This is a genomic window from Conexibacter woesei Iso977N (genome assembly GCF_000424625.1).
GTDB lineage: Bacteria > Actinomycetota > Thermoleophilia > Solirubrobacterales > Solirubrobacteraceae > Baekduia > Baekduia woesei_A.
The window spans coordinates 1,381,336-1,394,476 of record NZ_AUKG01000002.1; the positions used below are offsets into that span (position 1 = coordinate 1,381,336).

The window sequence follows — 13,141 nt, forward strand, 5'->3', positions numbered from 1 at the left end:
CGATGTCGCGCTTCGCCGAACCGCAGGATCCCGCGTTCCGGGAGATGAACACGTCGCTGGGCTTCGACCAGCGCTTGTGGCCGCATGACGTCGCGCAGTCGCGCGCGCACGCGAAGATGCTCTCCGCGCAGGGGATCATCGAGGACGCCGACCGGGACGCGATCCTCACCGGCCTGGACCACGTTGAAGGGGAACTTCGCGACGGGACGTTCCCGTTCGAGCCCGACGACGAGGACATCCACATGGCCGTCGAGCGGCGGCTGACCGAGATCGCCGGGCGCCCCGGCGGCAAGCTGCACACGGCGCGGTCGCGCAACGACCAGGTCGTCACCGACGTCACGATGTTCACCCGCGACGCGGCGCGCCAAGCCCAGGCGATGCTCGACACCTACATGTCGACGCTCGTCGAGACCGCCGAACGCCACCTCGACTGGGCGCTCCCCGGCTACACGCACCTCCAGCGCGCCCAGCCGGTCTACCTCTCGCACCACCTGCTCGCCTGGTTCTGGATGGCCGCCCGCGACCGCGCGCGCTTCGCCGCCGTCGAGCGCGCGTGCTCGGTCATGCCGCTCGGCGCCGGCGCGCTGGCGGGCGTGAACTTCGACACCGACCGCCGCGCCGTCGCGCGCGACCTCGGCTTCACCGACGTCACGCCCAACTCGGTCGACTCGGTCGCCAACCGCGACTTCATCCTGGACTACCTCAGCGCCGCCGCGACCTGCGCGACGCACCTCTCGCGCCTCGGCGCCGAGATCGTCCTGTGGTCCTCGAGCGAGTTCGGGTTCCTGGTCCTGCCCGACGCCTGGTCGTCGGGCTCCTCGATCATGCCCCAGAAGAAGAACCCGGACGCGGGCGAGCTGCTGCGCGGCAAGGCGCCCCGGATCGTCGGCCACCTGCAGGCCCTGCACGGCGTGATGCACGCCCTGCCGTTGACCTACAACAAGGACCTGCAGGAGGACAAGGAGCACCTGTTCGACTCCGTCGACACGCTGCGCCTGTGCCTCGCCGCCGCCACCGGGATGGTCGCCGGCGCGCGCTTCGACCGCGAGCGCATGGCGCAAGCCGCCTCCGACGAGCTGATCGCCGCGACCGACCTCGCCGACCTCCTGGTCAAGCAGGGCACGCCGTTCCGCGAGTCGCACGGCGTGATCGCCGGGCTCGTCCGCGAGTCCGTGGAGTCCGGCAAGTCGCTGGCCGACGTCGCGGTCCCCGCGCTGGGCGAGGACGCGCGCGCGGTGCTGGCGCAGTCGTCGTGGCTGGAGTCCAAGGCGTCGGAGGGCGGGACCGCGCTGGCGCGCGTGCGCGAGCAGCTCGACCTGGCACGCAGCGTGCTCTCCGGGGCGACCCCGGTCCCGGGCGCCTAGCGGCGCGTGGCGCTCCCGGCCGCGTTCTACGACCGCCCGGTCCTGGAGGTCGCCCAGGACCTCGTCGGCTGCGTGCTCGAGTACGACGGCTGCGCGGGTGTGATCGTCGAGACCGAGGCCTACCACCACAGCGAGCCCGCGGCGCACTCCTACGTCGGGCTGACCGCGCGCACGTCGGTGCTCTTCAGCGATCCGGGCAAGGCCTACATCTACCGCTCGTACGGGATCCACGCGCTGATCAACGCGGTCTGCGAGCACCGCGAGGTCGGCGCCGCCGTCCTGATCCGAGCGCTGGAGCCGCTGGAGGGGATCGAGGTCATGCGCGAGCGCCGCGGCGTGGCGCGCGACGTCGACCTCTGCAACGGCCCGGGCAAGCTCACGCAGGCGCTCGGGATCGACCTCGACCTCAACGACACGACGCTCTACGAGGGGCCGGTCCTGATCCACGACCGCGAGCCGGACTGGCGCGACGTCGCGCTGATCCCCGGACCGCGCATCGGGATCACCAAGGCGGTCGACCTGCCGTGGCGCTTCAGCGCCGCGGGGTCCCGCTACGTGTCGCGCCCGTGGCCACCGGGCCTGCGCGACACCCTCAAGAAGACCAGCTAGCCCGCGCCGGTCCCGCCGGTGGCCCCGGTCCCGCCGGTGCCTCCGGTCGTGCCGCCACCACCGCCCGCGCCCGTGTCGCCGCCGCCCGTCGTCGGCGCCGGCGTCGTCGTCTGCTGCTGGGCGGGCGGCGTGGGCGTGGTCGTCGCGGGCGTCACGGGCGTCTGCTGGGCCGGCGGCGTGGTCGTCCTCGGCGTCGTCTGCACCGGCGCCTGGCTGGACCCGTCGGTCCCGCCGGTCGATCCGCCCGTCGTGCCCGAGCCCTGCGGCGCGGCGCCCTCGCGCGGGACCGCCGTCGGCGACACCGCGGTCGTCGACGGCACCGTCGACGAGGCCTGCAGCGGCGGCAGCCCGGCCCTCGCGCGCTCGTCGTTCTTGCGCGTGAGGAGCACCGCGTTGGCCCCGAGCACGAAGCTCCTCCAGATCATCGCCGGGTACGTGCCGCCGGTGACGTCGCCGCCCTGGAACTCCGTGGTCATCGGCCTGAACCCCTGCGGGTAGCCGACCCACACCGCGATCGTCCAGCGGTCGGTGAAGCCGACGAACCACGCGTCGCCGGAGTTCTCGGTCGTCCCGGTCTTGCCGGCCGCGAACCCGCCGTACTGCGCGCGCGTCGCGGTGCCGAACTTCACCGGGCCGGTCAGCAGCTGCGTCTCCTCGGCCGCGAGCTTCGCGGACAGGACACGCTTGCCGACGACCTTGTTCTTCTTGTAGGTCTTGAGCGTGCCGTCGCTGGTGGCGCGGTCGATCTCGTGGATCCCGACCGGCCCGGAATCGGCGGTCCCGAGCGTCCCGGTGATCCGCTTGCCGCCCGCGGCGAACGTCTCGTAGGCGTGCGCCATGTCGAGCGGCGTCACGCCCTGCGACAGGCCGCCGAGCGTCATCGCGAGGTTGGAGGAGACCGGCGTCCGGATCCCCATCCGCTCGGCGAGCCTGGCCACCTTCCTGGTCCCGACCCTGATGCCCAGCGCGGCGAACACCGAGTTGTCGGAGAACGTCAGAGCATTGGCGATCGTTGACTGGCCGGCGTACTCGTTGTCGAAGTTGTTGACGACGAAGAGCTCCCTCGACCCCCTCACCCTGAACACGCGCTTGCGCGACGGGAGCACGGCGGCGGGGGAGATGCCCTGGCGCAGGGCCTCGGCCAAGATGAAGGGCTTGATCGACGACCCCGGCTGGCGCTGGCCCTGCGTGGCGAGGTTGAACGGCGACTTGTCGTAGTCGCTGCCGCCGACCATCGCCCGGACCTCGCCGGTCTTGTTGTCGATCGCGACCAGCGACGCGGTCGGCCCGCCGGCCCACTGCAGGTTCTGCCTGATCGCCGCGACCGCCTTCTCCTGCAGGTCGGTGTCCAGCGTCGTCCGGACGCGGAGGTTGCCCTCGAACGCGCGCTGCGGGCCGACCTGGTCGACCAGCGACTGCCGGACCCAGGAGACGAAGTACGCGGCGCTCGCCGGCGTGGTCTTGATCTCCGGCGGCTTGGGCTTGTCGGTGTACTGCTCGTGGATCGCGTCCTGGTACTGCGGGTACGTGATCCGCCTCTGGTCGAGCATGTCCTTTAGGACGATGTTGCGACGCCTGATCGCGGCGTCGTAGTGCGCGACCGGGTCGTAGCCGGACGGCGAGGCGATGATCCCCGCCAGCAGCGCGGCCTCGGCGGGCGTGAGCTGGTCGGCGCACATCGGCCTGCCGCCGATCCCGCAGCCCTGGTGGTTGGGATCGGAGCCGAAGTAGGTGCGCGCCGCGGCCTCGATGCCGTAGGCGCCGTTGCCGAAGTAGACCGAGTTGAGGTACTCGGTCAGGATCCGGTCCTTGGACCACTTGCGCGTCAGGTGGTAGGCCAGCGCGGCCTCGCGCAGCTTCTCGAAGACCGTGCGGTGGGCCTGCGCCTGGAGCGCGTTCTTGACGAACTGCTGGGCGATCGTCGAGGCGCCCTGGGCCTGGCGGCCCTGGACGAGGTCCTGGACGAACGCGCGCCCGATGCCGCGCAGGTCGACGCCGGAGTTCTGGTAGAAGCGCCGGTCCTCGATCGCGATCACCGCGTACTTGGTGTAGGCGCCGATCTGGTCGGAGCCGACGATGATCCGGCCCTGGTTGGAGGTCAGCGTCGTCAGGCGCTTGCCGTTGACGTCGTAGAGCGTCGAGTTCTTGCGCTTGGCGACCTGGGGCAGCTGCTCGAGGCCCGGCAGGTCGCTGGCGACGGCCATCATCATCCCGAAGACGGTCGAGATGCCGGCGATCGCGAAGAGGGGGAGGAGGATCGCGACGAGCCGGAGCTTCTTGACGCGCGTCCTCTTCAGCGCGCGGCGCGCCCTGCGGCGCTGCAGGAGGTTCGGCTTCCTCGGGCCCCTGCCGTCGCCGCCGTCCCCGTTCGCGCGCACGGGCGCATCCGGACCGGGGAGGTCGGGCACGGGAACGAGATGCGGCGGTCCGGGGGAGTCGCTCATGTGGCGGCGGTGGGGCATTGCGCTCCGGCGGACGGCCGGGAGCGAGAGGGTTCCGGATGGCGGCGGCCACCCCGGAATCGGCCTCGAACTCTAGCATTCGGCCCTCATGGCCCAGCCCGATCAGACCGCCCGCGACCTCCTCCGCAACGCGCATCAGTCGTTGCCCGAAGGCGGCCTCGCCGCGAAGCTCACGCACGCGCGGGAAAAGGGGCGGCCGCTGCGCGTCAAGCTCGGGCTGGACCCGACGGCGCCCGACATCCACCTCGGCCACACGGTCGTGCTGCAGAAGCTGCGCGAGTTCCAGGACCTGGGGCACAAGGTGGTGTTGATCGTCGGCGACTACACCGCGCGCGTCGGAGATCCGTCGGGGCGGTCTTCGACGCGGCCGGTCCTGACCGGCGCGGAGATCGACGCCAACGCGGAGACCTACAAGAGGCAGTCGTTCACGGTGCTGCGCGACGACCCGGAGCTGCTGGAGGTCCGGCGCAACGGCGAGTGGCTGGACATGCCGGCCGAGAAGCTCTTCGCGCTCGCGCGCGTGGCGACGGTCGCGCAGATCCTGGAGCGCGACGACTTCGCCAAGCGCTTCGCCGCGCAGCAGCCGATCTCGGTGCTGGAGATGCTCTACCCGCTGCTGCAGGGCTACGACAGCGTGGCGATCGAGAGCGACGTGGAGCTCGGCGGGACCGACCAGACCTTCAACCTGCTGCTGGGGCGTGACGTCCAGCGCGTGTACGGGGTCGCCGAGCAGGTGATCCTGACGATGCCGATCCTGCCGGGGATCGACGGCGTGGACAAGATGTCCAAGTCGCTCGGCAACCACATCGGGGTGACCGAGGCGCCGGAGGAGCAGTTCGGCAAGACGATGCGGCTGCCGGATGAGGCGATGGACGTGTGGTTCGAGCTGCTGGCGATCCCGCCGGCGCCGGCCGATGCCGGGCCGCGGGACCGGAAGCGCTGGCTGGCGCGCGCGATCGTGGACCGGTTCCACGGCGACGGCGCCGGGGCGGAGGCCGAGGCGCGGTTCGACCAGCTCTTCGTCGCGCACGAGATCCCCGACGATGTCGAGGACTTCCCGGTCCCCGCCGACTGGATCCAGGATGGCAACACCGTCCCGCTGCCCAAGATCATCGCGACCGCCTTCGGCCGTTCCTCCTCCGACGCGCGCCGGCTGCTTGCCCAGGGCGGCGTGAAGGTCGACGGCGTGACGCTCCCCGCCGACAGGCTGGACGCCGACTGGGCCGACCTCGCCGGCCAGGTCCTGCAGGTCGGAAAGCGGCATTTCCGGCGGCTCGTCGCGGGGTAGGTCCGCGGGGGCTGAAGGTTCGATTCCGGTCGATCCCTTGTGGTTGTTGGGGATCGGCGGCGCGCCAAGGTTCGAACCAGGCGTCTTGACGGGATGGTCACTTCTACGGGTGGCCCGCGGGGCACCATTCGTGGCCTCGGAGCTGGACCAGTTGGCGCTTGCGCCTGGGGCCAGGTGGCGGATAGCCTTGCGGCGCAAGGGAATCCGGCTCCTGCCGGGCCCTGCCGAGACGTCTGCATGACGACCGGCCGACGCGCGGCTCCGAGCTGTGCGTATACTTCGCTTCAGCGGGGCAGCGACAAGGGCTTCTGGCCCGGGCCGCACACCCGCCGCCGAGTGGTGCTAAACTGCTCGGCCCCGCTCCAAGAGCTTCGGCTCTGCGGAGCGTCCTTTCGAAGGTAACCCCTTCCCGACAGGGCGCGACGGTCTTTGAAAACTCAACAGCATGCGCACCTTCTGACCCAGCCGGGTTCAGAGGTGTGCGTCCAGGTTCGACCCCCGGGTCTTTCGCCAGCGGAAGATCGCGGGGTCTGAGAAAGATAATTCCGTCATATCTCGATGGGAGACGTGTAACGCTCTCATCACATGAGACTTGACAGCTCTTCGTGCTGTGTGCGCCTTCGGGTGTGCATAGTCGTGGTAGTTCACTTCACGGAGAGTTTGATCCTGGCTCAGGACGAACGCTGGCGGCGTGCTTAACACATGCAAGTGGAGCGACGAACCCGAGCTTGCTCGGGGGCAAAGCCGCGAACGGGTGAGTAACACGTGGGTAATCTGCCCTGATGATTGGGACAACCCCGGGAAACCGGGGCTAATACCAAATGTGCTCTTTCCACATCAGTGGATCGAGGAAAGGAGGCTTCGGCTTCCGCATCGGGATGAGCCCGCGGCCCATTAGCTTGTTGGTGGGGTAATGGCCTACCAAGGCTTCGATGGGTAGCTGGTCTGAGAGGACGATCAGCCACACTGGGACTGAGACACGGCCCAGACTCCTACGGGAGGCAGCAGTGGGGAATCTTGCGCAATGCGCGAAAGCGTGACGCAGCAACGCCGCGTGAGGGAAGACGGCCTTCGGGTTGTAAACCTCTTTCAGTTGGGACGAAGCCTCTGCGGTTAATACCCGTACGTGGTGACGGTACCTTCAGAAGAAGCCCCGGCTAACTACGTGCCAGCAGCCGCGGTAATACGTAGGGGGCAAGCGTTGTCCGGAATCATTGGGCGTAAAGCGCGTGTAGGCGGCTTGGTAAGTCCGCTCTGAAAGCCCGGGGCTCAACCCCGGGAGGCGGGTGGATACTGTCAAGCTCGAGTCCGGAAGAGGCGAGTGGAATTCCTGGTGTAGCGGTGAAATGCGCAGATATCAGGAGGAACACCAATGGCGAAGGCAGCTCGCTGGGACGTGACTGACGCTGAGACGCGAAAGCGTGGGGAGCAAACAGGATTAGATACCCTGGTAGTCCACGCCGTAAACGATGGGCACTAGGTGTGGGAGGTGTCGACTCCTCCCGTGCCGAAGCTAACGCATTAAGTGCCCCGCCTGGGGAGTACGGCCGCAAGGCTAAAACTCAAAGGAATTGACGGGGGCCCGCACAAGCAGCGGAGCATGTGGTTTAATTCGACGCAACGCGAAGAACCTTACCTGGGCTTGACATGTGCCTGACCGCCGTGGAAACACGGTTTCTCTTCGGAGCAGGTTCACAGGTGGTGCATGGCTGTCGTCAGCTCGTGTCGTGAGATGTTGGGTTAAGTCCCGCAACGAGCGCAACCCCCGTCGCATGTTGCCAGCATTTAGTTGGGGACTCATGCGAGACTGCCGGTGACAAACCGGAGGAAGGTGGGGATGACGTCAAGTCATCATGCCCCTTATGTTCAGGGCTACACACGTGCTACATTGGCGCATACAGAGGGCTGCGATACCGCGAGGTGGAGCGAATCCCTCAAAGTGCGTCTCGGTTCGGATTGCAGGCTGAAACCCGCCTGCATGAAGGTGGAGTTGCTAGTAATCGCGGATCAGCATTGCCGCGGTGAATACGTTCCCGGGCCTTGTACACACCGCCCGTCACACCACGGGAGTGAGCAACACCCGAAGCCGGTGGCCTAACCCGCAAGGGAGGGAGCCGTCGAAGGTGGGGCTCGTGACTGGGGTGAAGTCGTAACAAGGTAGCCGTAGCGGAAGCTGCGGCTGGATCACCTCCTTTCTAGGGAGTCCCATTATGGGACCCTCGTGGCACGGCGTCGTCGCCGGCCTCATGCCTGCTCTTCGGAGCTCGTGTGAGGATTCGATGTGACGACCTCCGACCATGGGGCCTAGTACGTCGACCGAACCTGGCCGGCCCAGCCGGATCTCCTTTCTTGGAGATCCCACCGCGCTTTCGCGTGGTGCCACGCATCGTGGAGTTCGAGGCCGTGCATGCTGTTGAGTTTTGAGAGACCGCGCAATGCCGGGAATCCCCCGGCGCGTACCTCTCGGCGGCCCTTGAAAACTGCACAGCAGCCACATGTCCCGATCCACTCCAACGCGGATCGGGCATTGTGAGTCTCCCTTCATCTTCGATGAGCCGGGGAGACTCACGGGTAATTCACCGAGCCCGAACTGTTGCAATCCAGTTCAGGCTCATGTTATTGACGATCACCGTCAAGATAGTAAGGGCACATGGTGGATGCCTTGGCACCTAGAGCCGATGAAGGACGTGGACGACTGCGATAAGTCACGGTGAGGCGTTGAACAGCCTTTGACCCGTGAATTTCCGAATGGGGAAACCCGGCGCCGGTAATGCGGCGTCACCGCCTGATGAACACATAGTCAGGTGGGAGGCAAGCGGGGGAAGTGAAACATCTCAGTACCCCGAGGAAAGTAAATCAACCGAGACTCCCTGAGTAGTGGCGAGCGAAAAGGGATCAGCCCAAACCATGTACGTGTAAGCAACCACGCGTTGCGTGCATGGTGTTGTAGGGCGCTAGTTCCAGGTCGTGGTTGGCCTGGCAGCAGTTACAAAGTGTTGTGGTAGTCGAATGGCGTGGAACCGCCAACCAAAGAGGGCAACCGTCCCGTAGACGAAACCGCAATACCTGCTGTCTAGCGTTCCTGAGTAGGTCCGCACCCGTGAAACGCGGACTGAATCTGGGGGGACCACCCTCCAAGGCTAAGTACTCCTAGGTGACCGATAGCGGACTAGTACCGTGAGGGAAAGGTGAAAAGTACCCCGGAAGGGGAGTGAAATAGTACCTGAAACCGCGTGCCTACAAGCGGTGGGAGCAGACTTGTTCTGTGACCGCGTGCTTTTTGCATAACGAGCCGGCGAGTTACTCGTCTGCGGCAAGGTTAAGCGATGAGCGGAGCCGAAGCGAAAGCGAGTCCGAATAGGGCGATTTAGTCGTAGGCGGTAGACCCGAAACTGAGCGAGCTACCCATGGGCAGGTTGAAGCGGGGGTAAGACCTCGTGGAGGACCGAACCGACCTAGGTTGAAAACTGGGCGGATGACCTGTGGGTCGGAGTGAAAGGCTAATCAAGCTCAGTGATATCTGGTTCTCTCCGAAATATATTTAGGTATAGCCTCGGATAAATTGCGTTGTGGCCGTAGAGCACTGTTTTCCCTAGGGGGCCTACCAGCTTACCGAAGGAAGGCAAACTCCGAAGACCATTACGTGTACTCCGGGAGTCAGTTGCTGGGGGATAAACTTCAGCGTCAAAAGGGAAACAGCCCAGACCGCCAGCTAAGGTCCCCAAGTTCTAGCTAAGTGGGAAACGATGTCCGAATGCATAGACAACCAGGAGGTTGGCTTAGAGGCAGCCACCCTTGAAAGAGTGCGTAACAGCTCACTGGTCAAGTGTTCGGGCGCGGATAATGTAACGGGGCTCAAGCTAGACACCGAAGCTGCGGGTTCACACTTTGTGTGAGCGGTAGGAGAGCGTTCTCAAGCCAGTGAAGCGGCGGCGGAAGCCAGCCGTGGAGGCTTGAGAAGTGAGAATGCCGGCATGAGTAACGAAAGAGGGGTGAGAATCCCCTCCACCGATTGCCCAAGGTTTCCTGAGCAACGTTCGTCGGCTCAGGGTTAGTCAGGACCTAAGGCGAGGCCGAAAGGCGTAGTCGATGGCCAACAGGTTGATATTCCTGTACCACGTCGAGATCGTTTGACCGATGGGGGGACGAGGAAGGCTATGGGATCCCAGGCGATGGTTGCCCTGGGGTAAGCGTGTAGGGTGGGACCTAGGCAAATCCGGGTCCCTTTAACCTGAGGCGCGATGCCAGCTGGCCCAAGGGCCGGCGAGTCCCGGACGCCATGCCTCCAAGAAAAGCCTCTAGGGAGAACTCGCGTGCCTGTACCAAAACCGACACAGGTGGGCAAGTAGAGAATACTAAGGTGATCGAGATAACCCTCGCTAAGGAACTCGGCAAAATTGCCCCGTAACTTCGGGAGAAGGGGCGCCCCAGTAGGGTGAAGGTCTTCGCGACTGGAGCCCGAGGGGGCCGCAGTGAATAGGCGCAAGCGACTGTTTACCAAAAACACAGGTCTCTGCTAAGTCGTAAGACGACGTATAGGGGCTGACGCCTGCCCGGTGCCGGAAGGTTACGTGGAGTTGTTAGGGTTCGCCCGAAGCAGCGAAGCTAAGCCCCGGTAAACGGCGGCCGTAACTATAACGGTCCTAAGGTAGCGAAATTCCTTGTCGGGTAAGTTCCGACCTGCACGAATGGCGTAACGACTTGCGCGCTGTCTCAGCGAGGGGCTCGGTGAAATTGCAGTCTCGGTGAAGATGCCGAGTACCCGCGGCTAGACGGAAAGACCCCGTGAACCTTTACTACAACTTGGTATTGGCGTTCGGTGCATTTCGCTCAGGATAGGTGGGAGGCTTTGAAGCACCGGCTGCGGCTGGTGTGGAGCCAACCTTGAGATACCACCCTTGATGTATTGGACGTCTAACTTCGCGCCCTGAATCGGGGCGGAGAACAGTGCCAGGCGGGTAGTTTGACTGGGGCGGTCGCCTCCCAAAATGTAACGGAGGCGCACAAAGGTTCCCTCAGCACGGTCGGAAATCGTGCGTAGAGTGCAAAGGCAGTAAGGGAGCTTGACTGCGAGACAGACATGTCGAGCAGGTGCGAAAGCAGGTCTTAGTGATCCGGCGGTAGCAAGTGGAAGTGCCGTCGCTCAACGGATAAAAGGTACTCCGGGGATAACAGGCTTATCGGGCCCAAGAGTCCACATCGACGGCCCGGTTTGGCACCTCGATGTCGGCTCGTCGCATCCTGGGGCTGAAGTAGGTCCCAAGGGTTGGGCTGTTCGCCCATTAAAGCGGTACGCGAGCTGGGTTCAGAACGTCGTGAGACAGTTCGGTCCCTATCTGCCGTGGGCGTTGGAGAGTTGAGAGGATTTGCCCCTAGTACGAGAGGACCGGGGTGAACGGACCTCTGGTGTATCTGTTGTCCTGCCAAGGGCATAGCAGGTTAGCTACGTCCGGATTGGATAACCGCTGAAGGCATCTAAGCGGGAAGCCAGCCTCAAGATGAGCTCTCCCATCTCCTTGAGAGAGTAAGAGCCCTGGGAGACCACCAGGTTGATAGGCCAGATCTGGAAGTGCAGTAATGCGCGAAGGAGACTGGTACTAATGGCTCGAGGGCTTGACGGTTTTTATATTTACAAGGCGTCGTAACAACGAATTATCACATGTGGTGAGCTGTGCGGTTTTGAGGGGCCGCCGGGAACTCTCGTAGGTTTCCGGTGGCTTTGGCGAGAGGGAAACACCTCTTCCCATTCCGAACAGAGAAGTTAAGCCTCTCAGCGCCGATGGTACTTGGCTCGCAAGGGCCCGGGAGAGTAGGACGCCGCCGGTTTAATTTAGAAAGGCCGCCCTCGGGCGGCCTTTCTTCTTTAACTCACGCCGACTTGTCGGCGCCATCTCACGGCCCTCTCTTCGGCGCCGTTCCGACACGGACCAGCGACGGGCTGCTTCCGGCCGTCGAGCTTCTGGCCGGCGAGCTCGTCGTTTCTGTCGCTGGCACAGACGATGCTTCTGACACCGATCACCTGGCCGGCGCGCTGCCCTACGGCGACGTCACGCTCCTGGACATCGGCTCTTACAGGAGATGCCGTGCGTATCCGCTTCGCTGACCGTCGCTTCTGGCGACGGGGACACCCCCACGTCTCTGTTGCAAACTTAGGCGATCCACTCGTGTCAGGCGGCGTCGCGCCGAGGACCTCTGGCCGGCGCTTCTAGCGGGAGCGTCGCGGCGCACCCCTTCGTCGAGCCGGCGAGGCAGACGCGCGTCCGTCTCGCTTTGGCTGTCGCTTCTGGCAGGGACGGAGCGTGAGGCGGGGAGCATCTCGTGCTGTGTCCCATGCCGGAGAGCGCGGGTTGTCGCACACTGTCGCGCCGTGAGCTCGGATGGCAGGATGGGGCGGGTGCAGGCACGGCTCCGCAGTCACTTCGACCCTGAGGTCTCACATCGCATCGAGCAGCTCGCCGCGCGGGCTTGGCCGGCTGGGGAGACCGAGAAAGTCGATGGTTGGCTGCTGCGGCGGACGGTTGGGGTCGATCGCCGTCGGTCGAACTCGCTGCTTCCGCCGGCGGACACCGCGCATGCGGTGCGCACCCTCGAGCTTGCGCTGGCCACCGCCGAGGAGCTCGACTTCACGCAGACGGTCCAGGTGTCGCCGGCCGAGTCACATCTGCGTCTCGACGAGAGCCTCGAGGACCGCGGGATGTCCTTCGGCGGCGCGAGCCTCGTCCTGGCCGGTCCGGTTGGTGGCAGTCCGTCGCCCGCCGCCGACATCACCATCCGCGTCCACGATGGTGTCGCCGAGCCGGGGCCGGTCGCGTCCGTGCCGGCGATCTCGGTCGAGCTCACCGATCTCACCTCGGACTGGGTGACCGCCTGGGCGACGGTGAGCGGCATCGACGGCACCCGCGACACCGCCGACCTCGTCCTCTCCCAACTCGGCGACCGCGCTCGGTTCGCGGCCGCGATCGACACCTCGACCTCGGAGCCGCTCGGCGTCTGCATCGGGGTTGCGGAGTCCGGCTGGCTCGGCCTGTTCTCGCTCTACGTCGCACCGTCGGCACGCCGTCGCGGGATCGCCTCCCAGCTCGTCGACGCCCTGTCCTCCTGGTCCGCTGCGGCCGGTGCCACGGCGACTTACCTCCAAGTCGAAGCCGACAACCCCGGCGCTCTGTCCTTCTACGCCGCCCGCGGCTTCCACATCGCTCACTCCTACCACTACCGCTCCGCCTAGCTGCCCCGTCGCGGGACCCACGTCACACGCGCCTAGCGCTCGCCGACCCGGGCCCGCGAGCTGACGTGCGTGGAGCGGGCCGCGGCTGCCGGCGCGTTCCTGCGAGATGCGCGGCATCCGCGCGGTCTTGCGAGTTGGAGGCCGGACGCACGTTTCCGGAAGTGCACGCCGCCCGTGAGGTTGGATGGAGAGT

At 65.5% G+C, this 13,141-nt stretch carries 5 protein-coding genes and 3 rRNA genes; 7 read left to right on the plus strand and 1 reads right to left on the minus strand.

The window, feature by feature from the left end:
- Positions 1-2: 2 nt before the first annotated feature.
- The gene (argH, locus tag H030_RS0118985) at positions 3-1,364 is read left to right on the plus strand and encodes an argininosuccinate lyase (RefSeq protein WP_027007269.1); all 1,362 of its coding nucleotides are present in this window, start codon (positions 3-5) and stop codon (positions 1,362-1,364) included.
- A gap of 6 nt (positions 1,365-1,370) precedes the next feature.
- Positions 1,371-1,973: a DNA-3-methyladenine glycosylase gene (locus tag H030_RS33500; protein WP_035127976.1), complete on the plus strand. Its 603-nt coding sequence runs from the start codon at positions 1,371-1,373 to the stop codon at positions 1,971-1,973.
- Here H030_RS33500 and H030_RS0118995 read toward each other — a convergent pair.
- Complete coding sequence (locus H030_RS0118995) at positions 1,970-4,381, minus strand: transglycosylase domain-containing protein (protein WP_196809189.1); 2,412 nt, start codon at positions 4,379-4,381, stop codon at positions 1,970-1,972. The two genes, H030_RS33500 and H030_RS0118995, sit on opposite strands and share 4 nt — an antisense overlap.
- Positions 4,382-4,523: 142 nt before the next feature.
- On the opposite strand from H030_RS0118995, the gene tyrS reads away from it, so the two are divergent.
- The 5 genes from tyrS to H030_RS0119020 all read left to right on the plus strand — a co-directional run bounded on the left by tyrS (position 4,524) and on the right by H030_RS0119020 (position 12,948).
- Positions 4,524-5,723: a tyrosine--tRNA ligase gene (tyrS, locus tag H030_RS0119000; RefSeq protein ID WP_027007271.1), complete on the plus strand. Its 1,200-nt coding sequence runs from the start codon at positions 4,524-4,526 to the stop codon at positions 5,721-5,723.
- A gap of 648 nt (positions 5,724-6,371) precedes the next feature.
- Positions 6,372-7,918: ribosomal RNA gene (locus H030_RS0119005) — 16S ribosomal RNA — on the plus strand.
- A gap of 435 nt (positions 7,919-8,353) precedes the next feature.
- Positions 8,354-11,344, plus strand: a 23S ribosomal RNA gene (locus H030_RS0119010).
- Positions 11,345-11,432: 88 nt separating this feature from the next.
- Positions 11,433-11,549 (plus strand): 5S ribosomal RNA (rrf, locus tag H030_RS0119015).
- Together the 16S, 23S and 5S rRNA genes form the textbook arrangement of a ribosomal RNA operon.
- Positions 11,550-12,300: 751 nt before the next feature.
- On the plus strand, positions 12,301-12,948 hold the full coding sequence (locus tag H030_RS0119020; protein WP_027007272.1) for a GNAT family N-acetyltransferase: 648 nt from the start codon (positions 12,301-12,303) through the stop codon (positions 12,946-12,948).
- Positions 12,949-13,141 lie beyond the last annotated feature (193 nt).